This window comes from Dysgonomonas sp. GY75, from assembly GCF_015234155.1.
Taxonomy (GTDB): Bacteria; Bacteroidota; Bacteroidia; order Bacteroidales; family Dysgonomonadaceae; genus Dysgonomonas; species Dysgonomonas gadei.
Map to the genome: position 1 here is coordinate 37,033 of NZ_JADCLQ010000037.1, position 22,386 is coordinate 59,418.

Sequence of the window (22,386 nt, forward strand, 5' to 3'; positions counted from 1 at the left end):
AAAGATGTATCTTGTATCCTCAAAAAAACATGTAGTCCCAATATAATATGAAAAACATATCCGGATTGATTTTATTATCGTTTATCCTGCTTACCACAACAGCATCCTGTCGCAATAAGCAAAATTCCGAACCTGTATCTCTGAACGTAATGAGCTTTAATATATGGATGGGTGGCGGTAAATCCATCGAAGCCACAGCCGAAGTGCTCGTAAACAGCGGTGCCGATATCGTAGGCATACAGGAAGCCACGCGTAAAGACCAGAACACGGCAAAGCAGATAGCAGACAGTCTGAACTGGCATTCTTATGTATATGGAAGAAGTACAGCCATCATTAGTAAATACCCTATTGTAGACACATCGGAGAATAAGCAAGGAGTAAAAATAAAGATAGATGACAGCCATTTTGTGTGGATGTTCAATGTGCATCTGATACATTGCCCATACGAACCATACCAGCTGAACGGAATCGAATATTGTGGAGCTCCGTTTCTTTCCACAGAAGCTGAAGCGATTGAATCTGCGAAAAACTCCCGCAAAAAAGAGGTTAAATCCAATATAGCAGATATCCTGACCGTTCAGAAAGAAGGGTATCCGGTATTCTTAACGGGAGACTTTAACGAGCCATCCTGTCTGGACTGGACAGACAAGGCTGCAAAAGCAAAGCTGTGCAAGACAGCTGTCGCATGGCCATCGACGAAAGCCTTTATAGATTCCGGACTAAAAGATTCTTATCGGGAGAAATATCCGGATGAAGCCAAAAATCCCGGACATACATGGACAACCCTGCCTGAGACAAAGGCATATACAGAAGTGCCGGACCGTATCGATTTTGTATTTTTCTCAGGGGAGAATATCAAACTGGAGAATTCTCAGATTGTAGGGGAAGAAAGTCCTTTTAGTAATATAAAGTTCAATAATTATCCATCCGATCACAGGGCTGTACTCAGCACCTTTACTATTAAATAACAGTATAGACGCTTTATTTCCCCAATAGCATAATCATCAGTAAGCCGGTACACACGGCTCCGATAGTCGCAACCAGTCCGGGCAACATAAAGGAATGGTTCAAAACCCATTTGCCGATACGGGTAGTCCCTGTACGGTCGAAATTAATAGCCGCTACCACAGTAGGATAGTTCGGCAGGAAGAAATAGCCGTTTACTGTAGGGAAAAGAGCTATCAGCATCCACGGAGATATGCCCAATGCAATGCCAAGCGGCATCAGTGCCCGCACAGTAGCGGCCTGGCTATATAGGAGAATAGACATTACAAACAGAGCGATTCCGAATATCCAGGGCATTGAAGTTACGACCCCTTCGATGGAAGCGCGTAACTGCTCCATATTCCCATTGATAAAGGTGTCCCCCATCCACGCTATTCCGAATATGGCAACTACAGCCTGCATCCCGGCAATAAAGACAGAACCCTGTGCGGCTTTTATCCCGTTTGTATTTGTCGTAAGCAGGATAAGAGCGGCGGCCGATAACATCAATATTTCAATAACAACAGGCATATTCAAAGTATTACCTCCTATATTACGGAGACCTTCTACCGACCCAAACAGTATGATAAAGACGGTTGCCAGAATAAATATAAGGACAGACAGTCCCGCCTTACTCTTCAACTTATAATCTATTTTTTCTATTGAGGAGCTTTTAGTAAACATGCCATCCTCTACCCGCCGTAGATATTCAGGGTCTTCGTGCAATTCCTTTCCCACTCGCATACTGAACAAAGCTCCCAATAATACTCCGATCAGAGTCGATGGTATACTTATCATTAAGATGTCAAGCAGGGAAATATCATACCCTGCGAGCATACTTAGCAAAGCGACTGTAGCCGCCGAGATAGGACTGGCAGTTATAGCCTGCTGGGATGCAATTACTGCAATGCCGAGCGGCCGCTCGGGACGTATCTTTGTCTCACGGGCAACTTCCGCTATTACGGGTAATACGGAATAGGCTACATGCCCTGTTCCGGCAACAAAAGTAAACAGATAAGTAACTATCGGGCTCAATAATGTAATACGTTGCGGATGCTTCCGTAAAAATTTCTCTGCCATCGACACCATCAGATCAAGTCCTCCTGCCGCCTGCATACAACCTGCCGCTGCAATGACAGCGACTATCATCAGCATGACATCTATGGGCGGGGAGGTTGGCTCCAGTCCGAAACCGAAGACAAGGACAGCAAGTCCCAATCCTCCCATTACTCCTAATCCGATGCCCTGTATACGGGCTCCGATAATAATGGCTGTGAGAACAAAGAGGAATTGTATCAGCATATAAGTCTTATATTATGCGATTAGAAATTGATGTCAAATATAACAATTAATTAAAAATATGAATGTCTGACTGAGGAGATAATCTTTCTAGCTCTATGACATCTGAAGTGGGTAAATTCATCAACAAAACAGAAAACAATTATCTATATTATTTTAATATGCCGGTTAACGAATTTGGCAATGAGAGCGATCTTTGAAATATCAGAAAGATTTAGATTTAAAAATTAAAAAGGGGTAGCTTTTACATACGCTCGCGCAAACGTCCCGTGTCTGTGTTGCGTAGCAAACATTTTGCCCAGTCAACAAGACACGGACTGGAAGTCCGCGCCAGCGGGCGTCGATTCGGGCGAATGTTTATTCGCCCCTACAAAGTGAATGCAAAACCTGTTACTTTTGTTACCTTTTTAATGAAAGAGATGCTTCGCTCCGCTCAGCATGACAGTGTATAAAGGTCTTCTAAAAGCTAATAGCTAAAAGCTGACATATCTGTTACCTTTGTTACCTTTTAACAGTTACGGGTTGTTTACTGTTTACTGCTAACTGTTTACTGTAAATAGTGTCAGATGTGTCAGATTTTAACAAGTAGCAAGTTGAAAGTGAAACTGAATTATCCACTTTTACTTCAATCACTGTTGGCAGTTTGATTCGTGATGAAGCTCTCTTTCTTTTCCAAAATGTCATATTTAACGCTGGCTATTACATTATTCTCACTGCATTATTTAGCATATATCTATAATTATACTAATTTTGCACCTTATTCTAAAACCTGTACCTATGCGTACACTACAAGAGCTTGTAAATACGGAAGATCCGGGTTGGCCTGTCATCAAGGAATGGATAAGCGTGGCCAAAAACAAGGTGGAAATTCTGCCTTGCGAACGTCAGCGAGCCGAAAATGCTCTGGTAAACACTCAAGTCACCACACGTTCCCTGATGGGAGCGATCATCTACGAAACAGGCGGCCTGCTCATCGACAACGGTTGGATACGAATCTTAGGCTCAGGTAGCGACCGTATGCAGAGAACCCTGCCGGACTGGAACCAAGGCAAAACATTTGAAGAATTCGGAGAACCTGCACCGTATCTGTTGGTGGCAGATGATGCTATCGGTGGGTTTTATGCGATTAACGCAGGATTTCTGGGAAAAGACACGGGTAATATGTATTATTTTGCACCCGACTTGTTGCGCTGGCTGCCAATGGAGATCGGGTATAGCCAATTCCTTCTGTTTTGCTTCGAAACGGATATGAACGACTTTTATGAAGGGCTGCGCTGGAAAGGTTGGGAGAAAGATATTGCAGTACTGAATCCCGATTATTCTTATAACTTTTTCCCGTTCCTCTGGACTAAAGAGGGGAAAGATATAAATAAAATAACGAAGAAAGTTATACCTGTAGAAGAGGTTTATAACTTCAATATGGAAATGAAAAATACACTAGGATAATATAATAAAACAAATAATACTTATGCAAGTCACAGAAAAAGAAGCGGATGAAATTATCCAACCGATACGAAAAACAGACCTGATTTATCAGATTGAGGATAAACCGCCTTTCAGCGAGGCCATGTTCGCAGGATTTCAACACCTGCTGGCTATCTTTGTGGCTATTATAACCCCTCCGTTAATTATATCCCGGGCATTAAATTTCAGTGCCGAAACAACCGGCTTCCTTGTTTCCATGGCGTTACTCGCTTCGGGTATATCTACATTTATACAGTGCCGCCGTTTCGGCCCTGTGGGTTGTGGCTTACTCTGTATACAGGGAACTAGCTTTTCTTTCATCGGTGCGCTGACTGCCAGTTTCGCAGCTAAAGGCGATATGACCGAAGCTGCCATTCTTGCCGCCATATTCGGGGTCTGTATCGCTGCCTCTCCTGTGGAAATGATTGTGAGCCGCTTGCTGAAATATACAAAGAAGATCATCACCCCGCTTGTTTCGGGCATTGTGGTAACAATGATAGGACTCTCCCTTATTAAAGTGGCGATTATATCCTGCGGTGGCGGATTCGGAGCGATGGGCCTTGAAGGGGAAAGAGGATTCGGCAGCCCGCAGAATCTGGGTATCGCAGCCCTTGTCCTAGTATCCATCCTTATATTGAACAGCATAAAGAATAAGTATATCCGTATGAGTTCCATTATCATCGGTATTGTGATCGGCTATGTCGTATCATACTTCATGGGATGGATAGATTTTTCAAACATGGGTGAAATAGGCGCATTTACCATTCCCCAACCATTCAAATACGGATTGAGTTTTGATCTCTCTGCTTTCATTGCCGTAGCTCTTATCTACTTTATCACTTCCATCGAAGCGTACGGTGATATCACTGCAAATTCAATGATTGGCGGAGAACCGATTGAAGGTCCTAAATTTATGAAACGTGTACAAGGCGGAGTATTGGCCGACGGTATCAATTCAGCTATCGCCGGAGTATTCAACTCTTTCCCTAATTCTATATTTGCACAGAACAACGGATTGATCCAGTTGACAGGAGTAGCCAGCCGCCGTGTAGGTTACTATATCGCAGCATTCCTTATTATATTGAGTGCTTTTCCTTTCATCGGGGGTATATTCTCTATCATGCCAGAGCCTGTACTTGGAGGTGCCACATTGCTGATGTTCGGTACTGTTGCCGCATCGGGAGTACGCATCATTGCGTCGCAAAACATAGACCGAAAAGCCATACTGGTACTTGCGGTCAGCTTTGCCTGTGGGCTCGGCGTGGAACTGGTTCCTGATATCCTTTCCCAAATGCCGACAGCCATAAAAGGAATCTTTGCTTCGGGAATTACTACCGGAGGAGTCGTTGCCATCCTTGCTAATGTGATTATCCGTATCAAAGACTAAATATTTATTGTTATGAAATTACTAAAAGACCGTATCCTTAAGGATGGAAAAAGCTTTGACGGAGGAATCCTTAAAGTAGACAGCTTTATCAATCATCAGATGGACCCTATTCTCATGAAGTCGATAGGAGTGGAATTTGTCCGCAAGTTCGGAAATCTGCCGATAAATAAAATTATAACAATAGAAGCCAGTGGCATTGCCCCTGCTATCATGCTTGGCTACCTGCTCGAATTACCTGTCGTATTTGTAAAGAAAGCGGTCCCCAAAACAATGGTAAATATGGTGTCTACCATTGCTCATTCCTTTACCAAAGATAAGGACTATACAATCTGTGTAAGCAAAGATTTTCTAAACCCGAACGACAAAGTGGTTTTCATCGATGATTTTTTGGCTAACGGTAATGCGGCCATTGGCATATACAACCTTATCAAAGAAGCCGGGGCCGAACTTTACGGCATGGGCTTTATTATCGAGAAAAGCTTCCAGGACGGAGGGCAACGTCTACGCGAACTCGGTATCCACATAGAGTCGCTGGCTAAAATCAAGGAACTGGGCGATAACAAGATCATCTTCGAAGATTAAGCAATGGATAAAACAATCTTTTTTACCCCTGATATTCTCTCCAATGTAGAACTGCCTGCCGAGGAAGCCCTGCATTGCATAAAAGTATTGCGTAAAAAAGAAGGCGATGAAATACTACTTACCGATGGAAAGGGTTTTTTCTATGATGCTGAAATAATGCAGGCCAACCCGAAACATTGTATGGTAAACATCCTCAAAACAATAGAACAGCCCAAAGGCTGGAACTTCAACCTGCAAATAGCTTTTGCCCCGACAAAAAATATCGACCGCATAGAATGGTTTGCAGAAAAGGCCACCGAAATAGGAATCGACCGTCTCAGCCCTATTCTTTGCCGGCACTCCGAACGAAAGGAAATAAAGGCTCAGCGGATAGAGAAAATACTTGTTTCGGCAATGAAACAATCCCAAAAAGCATTATTACCTCAACTGGATGAGATGCAATCTTTCCCTGCATTCATCAAACAGGAATTTGACGGGCAAAAGTTCATCGCCCATTGTTATCCGCAGGAGAAAGTACTGTTGAAAGATATTTATAAAAAAGGTGGCAATGCCCTTATTCTTATCGGGCCGGAAGGCGATTTCTCAGAAGAGGAAGTCAAGATGGCAATAGATCATGGATTCAAACCCATTTCTTTGGGAGACAGCCGCTTGCGCACCGAAACGGCAGCTTTGGTTGCCTGTCATACATTACATGTACTGAGCTGATTATCAGAACTTATATTCCTCCAGTTTTTTCACTATTTTCACCGTTTCCACCGCTTCTTTTACATCATGGACACGTAAAATATCCGCTCCATTCTGCAAGGCGAAAGTATTCAGTACAGTAGTTCCATTGAGGCTTCCGGCGGGAGTTGTGTCTAACAAACCGGCGATCATCTTTTTTCTCGAAATCCCCGCTAAAAGAGGTAATTCAAACACAGAGAAGCCCCGCAACGCTGCCATTAATTCATAGTTCTGATCCATCGTTTTACTAAACCCGAATCCGGGATCGATAATAATATCATTCACCCCGAGTAAGTGCAATTCTGCTACCTTCTTAGAGAAATAATAGAAGATATTCTGGATCAGATCTTCATAGTCGGTCAAATCCTTCATCGTTTGGGGTGTACCGCGCATATGCATCAATATATAGGGTACATTGAGCCGGGCAACCGTATCGAACATAGTCTTGTCTATTTCACCGCCCGATATGTCATTTATAATGGCTACTCCATGTTCCTCAACGCAAAAACGAGCTACATCGCCATAGAAAGTATCTACGGAAAGGATAGCATCGGGAAATTCCCTGTTGATAAGAGGCAAAGCAAACTTCAGCCGCTCTATTTCTTCCAGCGAAGAAAGAAAGGTTGAGGAAGGACGGGTTGACTGGGCGCCTATATCTATAATTGTTCCTCCCTGGGAAAGTATCTCCGAAACCCTGTCTATAATCTGGCTCTCGGTCTCTTTGCGGCTACCAGAGTAAAATGAATCGGGAGTAATATTCAGTATCCCCATTACAACAGGATAAGACAGATCCAGCAGTTCTCCTTTAATATTGATTGTTTTCATCGGCTGTTTTAGATTATTTCTCTACCCATCACAACTCTATTATCTCCTCTTCCAATATAGTCAGTTTCTCTATTCCGGTTTCGGTCACCACATATGTATTTTCTATTCCCACAGCCCCCACCTCCGGAATCACAAACTTCGGTTCCAACGCAAAAACGATATTCTTTTCCAGTAATTCTTTCGAACGGGGAGTCAACACCGGAGGCTCGTTTATTTCAAGGCCGAGTCCGTGTCCGACAAACTTAGCCTGCTGCTTCGTTCCCATGAAGTATGGCTCAAGATTATTCTTTACTACCATTTCCATCGAGATATTATACAGTTCGCCACAAGCGGTTCCGGGTTTGGCAATATCCATTATATGATTGTGGATATCTATCGATACCTGATGGGCACGATAAGCGATATCTAATGTCTTTCCTACCGAAAAAATACGTGTCATATCGGTCATCCAAGGCGAATAATTTCCTGCCATATCCACCATAATAGTTTGCCCTTTTTCTATCCTTTTCCCCGATGCACCCAACGGTAAAGTAGGACTGGAGCCTGCCCCGCCTAAAGCATAATCGTAAGGAGAGGGAGCTTCTGCATTCTCTCCTGCAAGCAGGCTACCCATATAGATATCCATATTATCGCCGTAACTTCGGAAGATACCCATAGAGCCGTGCAAACGCATCAACTTCTCTATCTCTATCTGTAATTCTATATCAGTCATACCCGGCTTGTAAACGGACGGAATCAGCTTATAAACAGCTTCATGTTTCCGGGCGCAGGCTCTCACCTGTTCCAGTTCGAAATCCGTTTTCACACTGCGTATTTTGCGCATAAGAGTTGAAGCATTGGCAGCTTTCGTTATATTAAATGTTCCCATCAAACGGGCGCATTCACCGAAGGAAAGGACATCTGTCTCTAATAATAGTGTCTTGGCCAACGACAGACCTCTGTTTTGCAGCTCTTCCGCAATTTGTTCCGGCTTCCGGATGTAGATCGTATTTTCAAAAGGGATACCTTCGGGCCGTTTTACAAAATGCATGGGGCTACCCTCGGCCGGCAGATAATAATAACCATTGTAAACCATGCCTGTCATATAAAATACATTTACTGATGTACTCAATATACAAGCTTCTACTTCCATCGCCTGCATTGCTTTCTGCAGACGGGAACAGCGAATCTCCAAATCTTTTGTCAATGCTTCCCTGTTGTTCATAATCTTTATTTATACAATCCTTTATTCAGAATATAATCATATATGTCATCCGGTAAAAAGGCCCTTATATCTTTTTCTCCGGCAATACTATCCCTGATAAATGTCGATGAAATCTCGATAATAGGAGAATCCAGCGCCTCTACCTTATCCCTCAATTTCGTAGGAATAGTGATACGGTAACCCAATCGCGGATATACCTTAATTTTATAATTTTCGAGAATCTTGTCATATTCCCGCCAACTCTCAAATACATTCCAGTTATCGGCGCCGATAATCAGCGTGAAATTATGTCCGGGATATTCATTCCGTAAAGCGTCCAGCGTATTCACCGTATAAGACGGGATGGGCATTGAGAATTCAAAATCACTGGCTTTTAACTTTGCGTATTTAGCCAGTGCAAGTTCTGTCATTTCCAGGCGTATATGTTCGTCCGAAAGCTCATCCTCCGATTTCAACGGATTTTGGGGGCTTACCAGAAACCACACCTCTTCTATTTCCGTGAACTCCACTATGTAGTTCGCGAGAATCAGATGCCCGATATGTATCGGGTTGAAAGACCCCGAAAAGATGCCGATATTCATTTCCTCAGAAAATCAGTTACTACGTTCAATGCTTTTGCTTTTGCCTCTTCCAGATTATCATTGTGTATAACCACATCAAACTGAGGAGCGAATGTCATTTCATATTCAGCTTTTGCAATACGGGATTCGATAACTTCGGGCGAATCGGTTCCTCTTTTTTCCAGACGGCAACGCAGTTCATTTATGGAAGGTGGTTCTATGAAAACAGATAAAGCCTTATCTCCGTAATATTTCTTTATATTACAGCCGCCTACTACATCCACATCGAAAATCACATTGCCTCCGCCGTTCATAATACGTTTCACCTCTGCTTTCAGCGTACCGTAAAACTTATCCGTATATACCTCTTCATATTCGAGAAACTCGCCATTGGCGATTTTTTCCCTGAATTCTTCGGGACTATGAAAATAGTATTCCACACCATGCTTTTCTGTTCCCCTTGGCGGGCGGCTGGTAGCCGATATTGAAAACTGAAGGTTCAAATCCTGCGATAGCAGGTAATTGACGATTGTAGATTTACCTGCGCCTGAAGGAGCCGAAAATATGACTAATTTACCCATTAACTTTATAAGTGACCTTTATAATACGTTCAACACCTGTTCTTTGATCTGCTCCAGTTCATCCTTCATGCGTACAACTATCTGCTGCATTTCGGCATGATTCGACTTCGAACCCATTGTATTTATCTCACGTCCCATTTCCTGAGAAATGAAGCCGAGCTTCTTTCCTTGTCCCGAACCGGATTTCATTGTTTCCAGAAAATAGCTGAGATGATTTGTAAGACGGGCCTTTTCTTCGTTTATATCCAGTTTTTCGATATAATAGATCATCTCCTGCTCGAAACGGTTCTTATCGTAGTCAAAGTCTTCTATTTTCTGTAGAGCTTCGCTTATCCGTACTTTTATCTTATCCACCCGTTCAGCTTCATGAGGCTCTATATCTGTCAATAGCCGTGAGATATTCCCTATTTTTTCTTCAAAAAGCTTTTCCAGCATAGCCCCTTCCTGTTTGCGGAAGGCAAGCAATTGCTTCTTTGCTTCACTTATTGTTTTCGAAACAGCAGCCCATTCGGCTTCATCCACTTCCTGCGATTCGTATTTCAATACATCCGGCAAACGAAGCAATGTTGAAAACCAATCGGCAGGAGTATCTATTCCCAGTTTACGGGCCGACTCTTTAATCTGATTATAATATCCTTCGAGCAAATTGTGGTTGATCTGGTTAGCTGTTTCATTACCTATATTTTCCACATATATAAGAAAGTCTACTTTTCCACGTTCCAATTCACGGGAAAGCATATTGCGAACTTCCATTTCATGTTCTTTGTATAGATTTGGCATACGGACCGATAAGTCCAATTGTTTGCTGTTAAGGGATTTTATTTCTACTGTAACCTTTCTTTTTTCAAGTTCGGTTGTGGCTTTTCCAAAACCTGTCATTGATTGTATCATGCTGCTAATTTTAGATTTAGGCACAAAAATACACAAATATTATACGTTCCGATTAAAAAATAAGAACTTTAAATGCACAATCTGCGTTAATCATTAGTAATTACTTATTTTTGTAAATAGTTAAAATATAAAATAAAGAAATCAGAATGGGCACAAAACTATTCCTGCAATATCCAAAATGCAGCACTTGCCAGAAGGCAGCCAAATGGCTAAAACAAAACAATGTCTCCGTAGAAAGCCGTGATATAACAACCGATAACCCTACAAAGACAGAACTGGCTGCATGGATAAAGAAGAGCGGATTGCCTATCGCAAAGTTCTTTAATACTTCAGGCAGGATTTATAAGGAAGAAAATCTGAAAGAAAAGGTCAAGTCTGCATCCGAAAGCGAATTAATAGATATACTCGCATCCAATGGAATGGTTGTAAAACGGCCGCTGATGATAGGAAATGACTTTGTACTGGTAGGATTCAATGAAGAAGAATGGTCTGAAAGACTAAAATAATAAATAGTTCTGCATGGAGGAAAAAGAAGACGTAAAATTAGCGCCGGAAGAAACCCCGAAAAAGAAAAGCCTGATTAAGAAGCTTTTCAAGATATTCCTGTATATAGTCCTCGGACTTATCGGGCTTAATGTGCTTTTATATGTACTGCTTTCCATACCCTATGTGCAGCAAAAAGTAGCGGATTTTGCCGTAGGCAAACTGAAAGAGACGATGAATACGGAGGTTTCGATAGACGAAGTCCGCCTAAGCCTGTTCAATAATGTAAGCCTGAAAGGCATCTATATAGAAGATCAGGCCAAAGACACATTGCTTTATGCGCAGGACCTGAGTGTAAGCCTCAGCCCTTGGGAATTTATCAAAAGCAACAAGCTCGCTATCACAGGAATCACAGTAGATAATTTCCTTATAAATGTAAATCAGAAAGATAGCGTAAGCGACTTCAACTTCCAGTTTGTAATAGATGCATTTTCGAGTGCCGACACCACCCAAGTGGATACAACCAAAAGTTCGCTGGTAGTGGTTATCGAAGACGTCAGCCTGAAACGCGGACGATTGAATTATGATGTGTTGTCTGTGCCACAAACCCCGCAAATGTTCAATGCATCGCATATATCCTTATATGATGTCAATGCCAATGTAGACCTGAACTCAATAGATGCCGACAAATTCGACATCGCGCTCAACAGCCTGTCGGCAAAAGAAAAGTCGGGAGTCGAGATCAAAAGTCTGAAAGGAAATTTATACTCCGACAAGTCGCAACTCTGGGTAGAAAATCTCTCCCTGAACTTGCCGAACTCTCACCTGACCACCACCAAAGTAAGATATAACTTATCGAACAGCGCTTTTGAAATAGGCACCGACGATACGGAATTATCCGCCGGGGACTTAACCGCATTCATCCCGAATCTCAAATTCCTGCGAAACAAACTTTCGCTGAAAACCGATATCTCGGGAACATTACCCGCTGTGAATATCGAAAATATAAACCTCACTTATGGCGATGATTTTGTACTTGAGGGGCTGGCCAGCCTGGGGAATTATGAGCGATACGGAAACTCGGATATAAATCTTTCTATTAATAAACTGAAAGCATCGACCAGAGCAATTTCCGATTTTGCAAAACTCGGCGATTCTACCTTTGTAACTCCCGATATATTAAGGGACATGGGAGACATATTCCTGAAAGGAACATTGACCGGACAACTGAATAAGTTCAAACTCAATTCCGAAGCATGGTGCAGGCAGGGGCTTGTTTCACTCCTGGCTACCGGTGGTGTGGATACAACATTTACCAACTTTAATGTAAACGCCGGACTGAGAACACGCAACTTTAATCTGGGCAGATTGCTCGGAGGTACAGCAGGGCTTGGCGCGCTATCTGCGCATATAGACCTGAGAGCAAGGCAAACTGAAAGAGAACCTCTCTCTGCCCAAATGCAGGGAAATATAGATGCTTTGCAAATAGAAAAAGAAACGATGAAAAACGTTCCTTTCAGCGGATTTTACAATGCTCAAAAAATGGGATTGACTGCCCGTGCCGACTGGAAGATAGGAAAAATATTCGTTGACGCAGATATGTCTCAGGCCAAAGTACCTGATATTAATGTACGTCTCAGACTGGATTCGTTACAGATAAATCCTTTCTATAAGAACCCCGACTGGGTAAATCCACGTCTGACTATGGCTCTGAAAGGGCAGTTCAAAGGATTGGACATTGACAATATTGTAGGAAAGGCAGATTTGGACAGCCTCGACTTCCATGATGATAATTTCGCATTCCAACCGGGTAAATTTACGTTGGAATCAGGGAAAAAAGAGGATGGCAGTAAATTTATCACGCTCACCTCTTCCCTATTGACAGCCAATATAGCAGGACAATATTCATTCACTACTATCGGAGACGAATTTACAAACCTGATGAACGGATATCTGCCCGATGTATTCCAAATGAGAAAACGGACAAAGAAAGAGCAAAACAATTTCACTTTCAATATCACAGCCAACAATACTGAGAAACTGGGAGAAATATTCGTCTTACCTGTCGATATCATAGATCCGGCTTCGATAAGCGGGCGCATCAATACCATAGACAAACAATTGTCGGTGAAAGGGAATATTCCACGTCTCCGTTATGGCGAAATTGAAATTAAAAATACGACTCTGGATGTTATGAACCTCGACTCGGCCTTCAACATTTCAGGAGCGAGCAGCGTAATGATGGATAAAGGGAAGTATAATATCGCCCTCAATACCAACGGAGAAAAAAACACAATCTATACATTCGTAAGCGTAACCAGCGACAGTACCAATATCAATATAAAAGGAGATATAGAAGCTCTGGCCAGTTTTAGCCGCAATGAGAAAAAAGAGCTTGTTTCTTCCCTCAAGATAACCCCGTCAGACATCATGGTGGACAAACTGGCGTTAAATCTGCTGCCCGCCGAAATACTGAACGAAGGAACACGTACCGAGATACATAATGTAGGATTGGGAGTGAATAAAAAACCGTATTTCAATATAGACGGGGTGATCTCAAGTGAAAAAAGTGATAGCCTCAGGGTTTACTTCACCCATGCCGAGATAGGAGATTTGCTGGAAGCATTCGATGTGAAGAACATTCGCGGATGTATCCACGGAGATGTCCTGCTCACCAATATACTCGACCAACCCGAACTGTACACAGAAGGATTTCAGATCGCCGACATCGTCCTCTTCAGCGACACATTGGGTACAATGGACCTCGACAGTCACTGGAGTAACGAATACGGAGGAGTGGCTATGCAGGCAGCATTGGTTAAAGCAGGGGAAACCTTCGCCGAGATAGATGGTACAATATATACGAATCAGGACTCACTCGACCTCCAGTTGAGAATGGAAAAGATGCCTCTGCGCTGGGTACAGCCATTCGTCTCCGATATGCTCAACAAGGTAGACGGAACCATCAGCTCCAACCTGATGATAGAAGGAAACACAAAAGCGCCGCTTGTGAGGGGATTCCTCGGGTTCAACGATACACAGATAGGCGTAGACTACACCAATGTAACCTATACCATATCGGATACCATCAGGGTAAGCCCCGACCGTATAGGGTTCGACAACCTCACCCTGAAAGACAGCCAGGGAAATACTGCCAATGTAAGCGCTACTGTGACTCACAAAAATTTCGACAACATGAAATATTCGCTCAATATGCGGATGAACAAACTCATGGTGCTGAATACCGAGCACAGAACCGATAGCCTTTTCTACGGGCGGGTTTATGCCTCAGGCAATGTCAGGGTAGACGGCACCAACGACGGCATCAATATGAACCTGCAGATAAAGAATGACAAAAACTCGAATTTGAATATTCTCTTGCCTCAACACTCCGAAGCTACCGATTATAAAAGTGTAGTATTTATAAATGTACCGGAAGAAAAACTGAAAAATTCCCTTAAAGATATGCTTGCCAAAGCTCAGGATCAACCATTACCCATACAACTGACGGTAAAACTCGATGTAACTCCCGATCTGGCAATCGGCATTATCATAGATCCATCCACGGGTGATGAATTGCAGGCAAAAGGAAACGGATCTATCACGTTCAATTATAATATGCTTAATGAGAATATGTCGGCCTTTGGCGACTACTCATTGACGGACGGGACTGTGAAACTGAACCTGCAGAATATAAAGAAACTGGACTTTAGAATACAGAACGGCAGTAAATTGCATTTTATCGGAGACCCTATGAAAACCCGATTTGAAATCACGGCTTACAGAAGAGTGAGGGCGGCACTGGAAACATTAGACCCTAGTTTTGCGATAGATAATTCATCGTCCAAGGTGTCTGTTGACTGTGTACTGGGTATCGTAGGAAATATGGATAATATGGATCTCACCTATAACATTAGCCTGCCTGATGCGAACGATGATGTGCAGAGAAAAGTAAACACCTATATCAGCACCGATGAACAAAAGATAAAACAATTTGCATCCCTGATCGCTATGGGTACATTCTATCCAAGTTCGGGAAGCAGCGGAGCGAACTTCGGCGACGGTATATGGACCAGCATCGCCGGCAGTGCCCTATCCGGTGCCATGTCGTCTCTGGTAGGTAATATGCTGGGAGATAAATGGCAGGTAGGCGCTACTGTGGAATCGAACGACGGCACATTGTCCGACATGAACATGCAGGTAAACGTTTCCCGTACATTCTGGGATGACAGGCTGATATTGAAAACAGACTTAGGATACCGCACAGATCAAACGAGCGTAGATAATAACTTTATCGGAAATTTCGACCTGGAATATAAATTGAACACAATGTGGACGTTGAGAGCATATAGCCATACCAATGATAAATATTATCGCCAGGCGCCCACAACTCAGGGTGTAGGTATTATTTACAACAAAGAAGCCGCCACATTGAAGCGTCTGTTCCAGTCATTTAAGCCAAGGAGATTCAGACGAAATGAAGCCCAACAGGGGCAAGACCAGGCTCAGACACAAAATCAGCCTCAACAAGATACAACAACTCCGGCAGAACAACAACAAACCCCTCCTGTCCTACCGGCAGATTCGACACAAACGACTGTAAATAAACAGCCGGTGATAAGTGACGAACGGAAAAAATAAAATAGCGAAAGGCAGAGTAAAGAAAATAGAGTTTCTCCGATTCTTTTTACTCTGTCTTTTGTATTATATAACTTAGTCATTTTTCCCACACATAAATCAGTGCAAACGCATCAAAATTCCTAAAGTTGTTTTCAGTCTCATGTAGGGGCGTATTGCATACGCCTAATTGTGATATTTTGTTATGCAGGCGTATGCAATACGCCCCTACAGGCTTTCGATAGAAGTTGAACAATTTGATGCGTTTGCCACACACATAAATCAGTGGTTTTGGCTTCACAGCCTAAAAGCGTTATCTTTGCATTTTTAACACTAAAAATTAGCAAAGAAATGGAAGGAACTCCGAATTGTCCGGTGTGCAGCATGGAAAATACTTATTTTGACGGTACGGCATATGTTTGCCCCGATTGCTTTCACGAATGGACAGGCGAAGCAAACACAGAAACAGAAGACACAACCCCTAAAGACAGCAATGGTGCAGAATTATTTGACGGTGACGCTGTAACAGTTATTAAAGACCTGAAAGTAAAAGGTTCGTCGATGGTTATCAAGCGCGGAACAAAAGTAAAAAGTATCCGCCTGACCGAAGAACCGACAGAAGTAGACTGCAAGATAGACGGATCGAGCATTGTTTTAAAAACATGCTTCCTGAAAAAAGGATAAGAACCCGTTCGAAATTATATCCGGAGGTGTTCATAACTTTAACGTTACGAACGCCTTTTTTTATCCGGATACTCCTTAACTTTGCACGCTATGCAATATGATTTATTTTCACAATACAAATATAGGTTCTTCAGTCTGGGCAGCGGTAGCAGCGGAAACTGTTACTATCTGGGAACCAAAGAGAACGGTATCCTTATAGATGCCGGAATAGGTATCCGTAATGTAACGAAAGCATTACGTGAATACGGGGTCGCTTTCGAAAAAATCAAAGCAATTCTTATCACGCACGACCATGCCGATCACATAAAGACAGTCGGATGCTTCGGCGACAAGTACAATATTCCCGTTTACGCGACCGAAACCGTACACGAAGGAATCCAACGCAACAGAGTGGTACAAGCCAATCTGTATCAATCGAAAAGAGTTATTGAAAAAGAAGTACCGTTCACGATCACCGATTTTAATATAACCGCCTTTGACGTCCCTCACGATAGTATCGAAAATGTAGGCTATCATATTGAGTTTGAAGGGCAGGCACTTGTCGTTGTTACAGATATAGGCCGCATCACCGACAAGATAAGGGATTATGCCTGCAGAGCCAATCACCTTGTAATTGAAGCCAACTACGATGAATATATGCTTCAGACCGGCAGATATCCGTATTACCTCAAAGAGCGCATAAAAAACGGTATGGGCCATTTAAGCAACCGTCTTTCGGCCGAATTTATTGCAAGTATCTATAATGAAAATCTCCGGAATATCTGGCTCTGTCATCTCAGCCAAGATAATAATCATCCCGAGATTGCATTCAAAACCGTAGAACAGGCATTGGCCACCAATGGCGTTGTTGTAAACAGGGATGTAAAACTGGAAACCCTCAGCAGATATAAGGTTTCGGGATTGAGAGAATTTTGATAATCCAAATCCGCAAGCATTTCAAAAAACTTTATCTATATAATTATAGCCGATAGCCTTTAGCTGTTGGCTTATAGATCTTTGAAGTATTGGTATAAGTAATAAGTTTTAAGTACTAAGTTGAAAGTTATATGAGATACGAGTAGACAAACACAAATTGTTTACTCTTAAGAAACACTTTTTTATTTTGCTGATATTTAATGCTTTGCATTTGCTCCAAAATATATCAAAATCAAACGTGTTTCTTTCATTATCTTAATCCGGATTGCCGGATTTAGGTGCTGCTAACTGTTTACTGTTTACTGAAAAAGGTGTAACCTTTGTTACCTTTTATTTTTAACCACAGAGTAAACGGAGTAGCACAGAGTCTTTTTATTTACGGGATGCTTCGCTACCCCTGCTTATGAGTTGATGGCTGTTAACTGATATATCTGTTACCTTTGTTACCTTTTTTATAGTTACAAGTTACTTCGCCCTTTGGGCAGTTACGAGGGAAAGAATTAGCTCCACTGACCAGTGGTTCTTAATTTTTCATTTTTCATTCTTCATTCTTAATTGCTTTCGGTGTTACCTTTGTTACCTTTTGGGGAATTCGTAGGAGGGTGTGTCAAAAGCCAAATTGCACTATCAAATTATTACCCTCTTTGTCATTGGCTCCGCTTCGCTCTGCCGAACGTTGTTTCTGAATGCAATGAAGAATCCCGACCCTCCAGATACGAGATGTTTCACTCCGTTCAACATGACAAAATGAAAGTAAAAATTACTATTGACACACCCTCACAATAATCCAACGGGCGAAAAATGTTTCGCCCCTACAGAGCAAAGCGAAACCTGTTACCTTTGTTACCTTTTATTTTTAAACACGGAGTAAAAGGAGTAGCACGGAGTTTTTAGAAGAAAAAGTGACAATAAAAATTGTGTGAAAAGTCGTCAGGTTTGTCAGGTTTTGTGCATAAGCTATTGGCTAACAGCTATCAACTAAAAGCTAAATATATGTCAGATATGTCAGATTTTAACAAAATATCCGAGTCACTCCGGATTCCTTTATACAATCAAAAACTTATAGAGCTCAGTGGACATGACCGACGGGAGACTGAAGGAAAAACTTTACAATTCTTATGTTATTCAATAGCTGAACCTTTACGTTAAAATATTGTTTTTATTATTATCTTTGTCTTAATAGAATTTTATCAGGTACTTTATGGCTCTAAAACAGTCCTTACAACTCAAGCAGCAGCAGAAGCTTTCACCTCTTCAGATGCAGGTTATTAAATTAACCGAGTTGCCTGTTATTGAGTTAGAAGAACGTATAAAGCAGGAACTGGAAGACAATCCGGCATTAGAAGAAGGTCTTGAACCAGTTGATGATACATCGGATTTCGATGATGATTACAATTCGGAAGAAGATGGAAATATATCACAGGAAGACTTGACTTTAGGCGACTATATGAATGAAGAAGAGATACCTGACTATCAATTACGGGACGGTAATAGACAAGCCTCCGGCAAACAGGACGAAATACCCTTCTCGGTAGCAGCCTCCCTTCACGAATATCTGATAGAGCAATTGGGTGAATGTGAATTGGAAGAGAATGACGAAAAAGTAGCCGAATACATCATTGGTAACATTGACAAGAACGGCTATCTGGACAGGTCTCTTTCTGCTATTTCGGACGATCTTATTTTTCAGCAGAATCTGGATATTCCGGTTTCTAAACTTGAAGAAATACTGAAGACGATCCAGGATTTCGAGCCGGCAGGTATAGGCGCCCGAAATCTACAGGAATGCCTCCTTTTGCAATTGACGCGAAAAGAAAAATCAGACAATACGGAATTAGCCATAAAGATAATCACCAATTACTTCGAGGAATTCTCTAAAAGGCATTATGACAAAATCATAAGACAACTGGATATCGATGAGACCGGGCTAAAAGGAGCAATACAGGAAATCACCACACTGAATCCTAAACCGGGAAATAACTGGGGAGATTCCATGTCCATCACATTGAGTACCATTGTCCCCGATTTTATTATAGAAACATATAACGGTGAACTCCTGCTAAGCATGAATAACCGTAACATTCCCGACCTGAAGGTAAGCCGCGAATATTCCGACCTGCTCAGAGGATACGCCGACAATAAGGAAAGCATGTCGGCCGATAGTAAGAATGCTGTTCTCTTCGTGAAGCAGAAGCTGGATTCCGCACGTTGGTTTATCGATGCCATCAAGCAAAGGCAGGATACGCTTCAGCGTACAATGCAGGCTATAATGGATATGCAATACGACTTCTTTCTTACAGGAGACGAAGCCCAGCTGAAACCAATGATACTGAAAGATGTGGCTCAACGTACAGGATACGATATATCCACCATATCACGGGTGAGCAACAGTAAATATGTGCAGACTAATTTCGGGATTTACCCGCTTAAATACTTCTTCTCAGAGTCGATGCAGACTGACACGGGCGAGGAAATCTCTTCCCGCGAAGTGAAAGCCATATTAAAAGAATGTATCGAACACGAAGACAAGAAGAAACCGCTTACAGACGACAGGCTTTCAGAGATACTGAAAGAGAAGGGATATATAATTGCCCGCCGTACTGTAGCTAAATACCGGGAACAGATGAACTTGCCTGTTGCCCGATTAAGAAAGGAAATATGATAGAAGAAATAGACAATGTGCCGGAGATAAGAAACAATCCCGCTGATACCGGGGATGAGTACGGCTCCGGTAAATCGCCGTTCTCATATGAACCACCAAAAGAAAAAGAGCCGCTTCCAGCACGGATAATATCTATTATCCTGCATCCTTTTTTCATGGGAATATATGGTGTCTCACTTTTGTTTTTGTATACGGATTTCAGGTTGATCTTTGCCGGACAGTTCACGCGGTTTATCACTCCCGTGTTTTTCCTTACATGCGTGATTCCGGCGAGCAGTATATTCTTTTTGAGAAAAGCAGGGCTGATAAAAGATTATGACCTGAGAAACAGAAATGACAGGTTTATCCCCTTTGTCGCAGCGTTCTGTTCTTACTGCTTACTTATCTATTACTTCGTATCGGCCGGATTATATGCATGGTTTATCGGGATACTGGTTGCTCCGATTGTTCTGATCGTAATAGCCGCCATCACAACCAAATTCTGGAAGATCAGCGCACATATGATGGGGATTGGAGGACTGATTGGTTGCACTTTGTCGGTTTGTTACAACGTTAAAGGACTGAATCCATTCATTTTGTTCATCATTTTGTTTATCTTAGCAGGGTGTTTGGGCGTATCCCGATTGATGCTTCAACGGCATACTCCGGGACAGGTATATACGGGCTTTTTAGTCGGCCTTATTGTTTCATACCTGTGTGTACTGATCGGGGCATACTGGGGTGTTATCATGTTTATAAAAAACTTATAATTAATAATATAAAATAAATAGATTATGAATTTTCCTGAAAATCTGAAGTATTCAAAAGATCACGAGTGGATCAAAGTTGAAGGCGATAAAGCAGTAGTTGGTATTACAGAATTTGCTCAAAGCGAACTGGGTGAAATCGTTTATGTAGATGTTACTACCGAAGGGGAAACAATCGACAAAGACGGAGTATTCGGCAGCGTAGAAGCTGTAAAGACAGTTTCCGACTTGTTGATGCCTGTATCCGGAGAAGTGCTTGAAGTAAATGCCGATCTGGAAGACAAGCCTGAATTGATTAACGAAGATCCATACGGAAAAGGCTGGATTATTAAAATTGCTGTAAGCGATGCCGCCCAGTTGGACAGCTTGCTTTCGGCAGCAGATTACAAAAAACTAATTGGTAAATAATTAAATGAAACCTATCGTAAGTATAATTATGGGAAGTACATCCGATCTTCCCGTAATGGAAAAAGCTGCAAAGTTCTTCGATGAAATGGAGATTCCATTCGAAATAAACGCTTTGTCGGCACACCGTACGCCCGAACGTGTAGAGGCTTTTACTAAAGGAGCACACGACCGCGGAATCAAAGTAATTATAGCGGCAGCCGGTATGGCGGCCCATCTTCCGGGTGTTATAGCTTCCATGACATCTATTCCGGTTATCGGAGTGCCTATCGACGCTTCGCTCGACGGAATGGACGCATTGCTTGCCATCGTACAAATGCCTCCGGGAATACCTGTTGCCACGGTGGGCATCAACGGTTCCCAAAATGCGGCTATCCTTGCCCTGCAGATGATAGCTACGGGAGATGAAAACTTGCATAAGAAACTGATCGCTTATAAAGAAACCTTGAAGAGCAAAATTGAAAAGGCTAATGAAGATTTAGCCAAAGTTCAGTATAAGTTCAAGACGAATTAAGAAGCGGTTTCGTTTGAAGTAAAAGAAAGTAGAGGTGTACCCGAAAGTACACCTCTACTCTTATCACAAATCTATTACTTACTTATACTACCTCCACCCGACTTGTGGGCATTGATAGTTTCGTATGTCAGTTTCTTGATATCAACATCGGCTCCGCCACTGCAACTGACAGAGATAACCTTCACCTTTCCAGATAACTCTGCGTCGGCTCCGCCACTAACAGAAAGGCTTACTTCATCTGCACTGCCGATGTTTATATTTGAATCGCTCCCGCCTGATGCTGCTATCTTGAGTTTCTTAGCCCTTAAGTCCTTGATATCGCAATCGGAACCTCCGGAGAAAGCAAAATTCGCCTCATTTACATTCAAACGGTCTATCTCTATATCGGCACCTCCTGAGGCTGCTATGGACAATGCTCCTTTATTATTCAATTCTTTTGCATTGAAATCCGAACCTCCCGATATGGCTATCGCATCTAATGCAGGGGCAGAAACATAGGCGTATATCCTGGAGTTTCTTTTAAAGCGCTCGCCGTCTTTCCGTCTCAGTTCGAGATTGCCATTACTTACTGTTATTTCAATTTTCGGCATGTTCTCCGCATCAGTCTCTATCTCCAATGAGTGCGAGTTGCTTTGGGTAAAATAAATATCTATACCTCCACTTACGGCAATCTTGTTAAATGAGCTTACCGATTTCTTCTCTTTTACCACTTGTGCCGATATGCCTAAAGATATCACACAACATACTGCTAACAGGATAATACTTTTTACTTTCATAGTTCTTTCTATTTTTAAGGTCGCAGACCTATTTGACTCTTCTTCGCGTCATTAATTAATTATTGCTTTCGTATCTAAAACCGC

At 42.3% G+C, this 22,386-nt stretch carries 21 protein-coding genes; 14 read left to right on the forward strand and 7 right to left on the reverse strand.

Annotated features, from left to right (window positions below; translation table 11 throughout):
- Positions 1-47 precede the first annotated feature (47 nt).
- Positions 48-968 (forward strand): endonuclease/exonuclease/phosphatase family protein, encoded by a 921-nt coding sequence (locus IR083_RS15850; RefSeq protein WP_194225060.1) that lies wholly within the window; start codon positions 48-50, stop codon positions 966-968.
- A 13-nt stretch (positions 969-981) separates the two neighbouring features.
- On the opposite strand, the gene IR083_RS15855 is transcribed toward IR083_RS15850, so the two are convergent.
- Positions 982-2,286, reverse strand: coding sequence for an anaerobic C4-dicarboxylate transporter family protein (locus IR083_RS15855; RefSeq protein ID WP_194225061.1), 1,305 nt, complete (start codon positions 2,284-2,286; stop codon positions 982-984).
- Between the two features lie 272 nt (positions 2,287-2,558).
- Between IR083_RS15855 and IR083_RS15860 the strand changes: the two genes are divergently transcribed.
- From IR083_RS15860 to IR083_RS15880, 5 genes are all read left to right on the forward strand, one after another.
- Positions 2,559-2,735 carry a hypothetical protein gene (locus tag IR083_RS15860; protein WP_194225062.1) on the forward strand — a complete coding sequence of 59 codons (177 nt, stop codon included), beginning with the start codon at positions 2,559-2,561 and terminating at the stop codon, positions 2,733-2,735.
- A gap of 325 nt (positions 2,736-3,060) precedes the next feature.
- On the forward strand, positions 3,061-3,729 hold the full coding sequence (locus IR083_RS15865) for a DUF2625 domain-containing protein (RefSeq protein ID WP_194225063.1): 669 nt from the start codon (positions 3,061-3,063) through the stop codon (positions 3,727-3,729).
- Between the two features lie 22 nt (positions 3,730-3,751).
- Positions 3,752-5,134, forward strand: coding sequence for a nucleobase:cation symporter-2 family protein (locus IR083_RS15870; protein WP_006800844.1), 1,383 nt, complete (start codon positions 3,752-3,754; stop codon positions 5,132-5,134).
- 12 nt (positions 5,135-5,146) lie between these two features.
- A complete protein-coding gene (xpt, locus tag IR083_RS15875; RefSeq protein WP_006800843.1) occupies positions 5,147-5,716 on the forward strand; it encodes a xanthine phosphoribosyltransferase in 570 nt (189 codons plus the stop codon).
- A 3-nt stretch (positions 5,717-5,719) separates the two neighbouring features.
- Positions 5,720-6,421, forward strand: a complete 702-nt coding sequence (locus tag IR083_RS15880; RefSeq protein WP_194225064.1) for a 16S rRNA (uracil(1498)-N(3))-methyltransferase — start codon at positions 5,720-5,722, stop codon at positions 6,419-6,421.
- 3 nt (positions 6,422-6,424) lie between these two features.
- Here the strand turns inward: IR083_RS15880 and folP are convergent, their stop codons facing one another.
- Genes folP through IR083_RS15905 form a run of 5 tightly spaced genes read right to left on the reverse strand, consistent with a single transcriptional unit; the run spans position 6,425 to position 10,500 of the window.
- Positions 6,425-7,264 carry a dihydropteroate synthase gene (folP, locus tag IR083_RS15885; RefSeq protein ID WP_194225065.1) on the reverse strand — a complete coding sequence of 280 codons (840 nt, stop codon included), beginning with the start codon at positions 7,262-7,264 and terminating at the stop codon, positions 6,425-6,427.
- Between the two features lie 28 nt (positions 7,265-7,292).
- On the reverse strand, positions 7,293-8,468 hold the full coding sequence (locus IR083_RS15890; RefSeq protein WP_194225066.1) for a M24 family metallopeptidase: 1,176 nt from the start codon (positions 8,466-8,468) through the stop codon (positions 7,293-7,295).
- 5 nt (positions 8,469-8,473) lie between these two features.
- A complete protein-coding gene (gene nadD, locus IR083_RS15895) occupies positions 8,474-9,049 on the reverse strand; it encodes a nicotinate (nicotinamide) nucleotide adenylyltransferase (RefSeq protein ID WP_194225067.1) in 576 nt (191 codons plus the stop codon).
- Positions 9,046-9,609: a guanylate kinase gene (gmk, locus tag IR083_RS15900; protein ID WP_194225068.1), complete on the reverse strand. Its 564-nt coding sequence runs from the start codon at positions 9,607-9,609 to the stop codon at positions 9,046-9,048. Before gmk ends, nadD begins: the two co-directional genes overlap by 4 nt.
- Before the next feature lie 18 nt (positions 9,610-9,627).
- Positions 9,628-10,500, reverse strand: coding sequence for a YicC/YloC family endoribonuclease (locus tag IR083_RS15905; protein WP_006800837.1), 873 nt, complete (start codon positions 10,498-10,500; stop codon positions 9,628-9,630).
- A 146-nt stretch (positions 10,501-10,646) separates the two neighbouring features.
- On the opposite strand from IR083_RS15905, the gene IR083_RS15910 reads away from it, so the two are divergent.
- The 8 genes from IR083_RS15910 to purE all read left to right on the forward strand — a co-directional run bounded on the left by IR083_RS15910 (position 10,647) and on the right by purE (position 21,526).
- The gene (locus IR083_RS15910) at positions 10,647-11,006 is read left to right on the forward strand and encodes an arsenate reductase family protein (protein ID WP_194225069.1); all 360 of its coding nucleotides are present in this window, start codon (positions 10,647-10,649) and stop codon (positions 11,004-11,006) included.
- 13 nt (positions 11,007-11,019) lie between these two features.
- Entirely contained in the window at positions 11,020-15,624 is a 4,605-nt protein-coding gene (locus tag IR083_RS15915; protein WP_194225070.1) for a translocation/assembly module TamB domain-containing protein, read from the forward strand.
- Between the two features lie 327 nt (positions 15,625-15,951).
- On the forward strand, positions 15,952-16,284 hold the full coding sequence (locus tag IR083_RS15920; protein ID WP_006800834.1) for a zinc ribbon domain-containing protein YjdM: 333 nt from the start codon (positions 15,952-15,954) through the stop codon (positions 16,282-16,284).
- Positions 16,285-16,374: 90 nt separating this feature from the next.
- Positions 16,375-17,199, forward strand: a complete 825-nt coding sequence (locus IR083_RS15925) for an MBL fold metallo-hydrolase (RefSeq protein ID WP_194225071.1) — start codon at positions 16,375-16,377, stop codon at positions 17,197-17,199.
- A gap of 1,201 nt (positions 17,200-18,400) precedes the next feature.
- Positions 18,401-19,861: an RNA polymerase factor sigma-54 gene (gene rpoN / locus IR083_RS15930; protein ID WP_194225072.1), complete on the forward strand. Its 1,461-nt coding sequence runs from the start codon at positions 18,401-18,403 to the stop codon at positions 19,859-19,861.
- Complete coding sequence (locus IR083_RS15935) at positions 19,858-20,610, forward strand: phosphatase PAP2 family protein (RefSeq protein WP_194225073.1); 753 nt, start codon at positions 19,858-19,860, stop codon at positions 20,608-20,610. The genes rpoN and IR083_RS15935 overlap by 4 nt, the downstream gene beginning before the upstream one ends.
- Positions 20,611-20,634: 24 nt before the next feature.
- Positions 20,635-21,015, forward strand: a complete 381-nt coding sequence (gene gcvH, locus IR083_RS15940) for a glycine cleavage system protein GcvH (RefSeq protein WP_006800830.1) — start codon at positions 20,635-20,637, stop codon at positions 21,013-21,015.
- Between the two features lie 4 nt (positions 21,016-21,019).
- Complete coding sequence (purE, locus tag IR083_RS15945) at positions 21,020-21,526, forward strand: 5-(carboxyamino)imidazole ribonucleotide mutase (protein ID WP_006800829.1); 507 nt, start codon at positions 21,020-21,022, stop codon at positions 21,524-21,526.
- A gap of 74 nt (positions 21,527-21,600) precedes the next feature.
- Here purE and IR083_RS15950 read toward each other — a convergent pair whose 3' ends face one another.
- Entirely contained in the window at positions 21,601-22,302 is a 702-nt protein-coding gene (locus IR083_RS15950; protein ID WP_194225074.1) for a head GIN domain-containing protein, read from the reverse strand.
- Positions 22,303-22,386 lie beyond the last annotated feature (84 nt).

What these genes read in the sequence shown, in the direction of transcription:
- IR083_RS15850 (WP_194225060.1), top strand. Translation starts at nt 48, where the DNA reads ATGAAAAACATATCCGGATTGATTTTATTATCGTTTATCCTGCTTACC.
- IR083_RS15855 (WP_194225061.1), bottom strand. Translation starts at nt 2,286, where the DNA reads ATGCTGATACAATTCCTCTTTGTTCTCACAGCCATTATTATCGGAGCC.
- IR083_RS15865 (WP_194225063.1), top strand. Translation starts at nt 3,061, where the DNA reads ATGCGTACACTACAAGAGCTTGTAAATACGGAAGATCCGGGTTGGCCT.
- IR083_RS15870 (WP_006800844.1), top strand. Translation starts at nt 3,752, where the DNA reads ATGCAAGTCACAGAAAAAGAAGCGGATGAAATTATCCAACCGATACGA.
- xpt (WP_006800843.1), top strand. Translation starts at nt 5,147, where the DNA reads ATGAAATTACTAAAAGACCGTATCCTTAAGGATGGAAAAAGCTTTGAC.
- IR083_RS15880 (WP_194225064.1), top strand. Translation starts at nt 5,720, where the DNA reads ATGGATAAAACAATCTTTTTTACCCCTGATATTCTCTCCAATGTAGAA.
- folP (WP_194225065.1), bottom strand. Translation starts at nt 7,264, where the DNA reads ATGAAAACAATCAATATTAAAGGAGAACTGCTGGATCTGTCTTATCCT.
- IR083_RS15890 (WP_194225066.1), bottom strand. Translation starts at nt 8,468, where the DNA reads ATGAACAACAGGGAAGCATTGACAAAAGATTTGGAGATTCGCTGTTCC.
- nadD (WP_194225067.1), bottom strand. Translation starts at nt 9,049, where the DNA reads ATGAATATCGGCATCTTTTCGGGGTCTTTCAACCCGATACATATCGGG.
- gmk (WP_194225068.1), bottom strand. Translation starts at nt 9,609, where the DNA reads ATGGGTAAATTAGTCATATTTTCGGCTCCTTCAGGCGCAGGTAAATCT.
- IR083_RS15905 (WP_006800837.1), bottom strand. Translation starts at nt 10,500, where the DNA reads ATGATACAATCAATGACAGGTTTTGGAAAAGCCACAACCGAACTTGAA.
- IR083_RS15910 (WP_194225069.1), top strand. Translation starts at nt 10,647, where the DNA reads ATGGGCACAAAACTATTCCTGCAATATCCAAAATGCAGCACTTGCCAG.
- IR083_RS15915 (WP_194225070.1), top strand. Translation starts at nt 11,020, where the DNA reads ATGGAGGAAAAAGAAGACGTAAAATTAGCGCCGGAAGAAACCCCGAAA.
- IR083_RS15920 (WP_006800834.1), top strand. Translation starts at nt 15,952, where the DNA reads ATGGAAGGAACTCCGAATTGTCCGGTGTGCAGCATGGAAAATACTTAT.
- IR083_RS15925 (WP_194225071.1), top strand. Translation starts at nt 16,375, where the DNA reads ATGCAATATGATTTATTTTCACAATACAAATATAGGTTCTTCAGTCTG.
- rpoN (WP_194225072.1), top strand. Translation starts at nt 18,401, where the DNA reads ATGGCTCTAAAACAGTCCTTACAACTCAAGCAGCAGCAGAAGCTTTCA.
- IR083_RS15935 (WP_194225073.1), top strand. Translation starts at nt 19,858, where the DNA reads ATGATAGAAGAAATAGACAATGTGCCGGAGATAAGAAACAATCCCGCT.
- gcvH (WP_006800830.1), top strand. Translation starts at nt 20,635, where the DNA reads ATGAATTTTCCTGAAAATCTGAAGTATTCAAAAGATCACGAGTGGATC.
- purE (WP_006800829.1), top strand. Translation starts at nt 21,020, where the DNA reads ATGAAACCTATCGTAAGTATAATTATGGGAAGTACATCCGATCTTCCC.
- IR083_RS15950 (WP_194225074.1), bottom strand. Translation starts at nt 22,302, where the DNA reads ATGAAAGTAAAAAGTATTATCCTGTTAGCAGTATGTTGTGTGATATCT.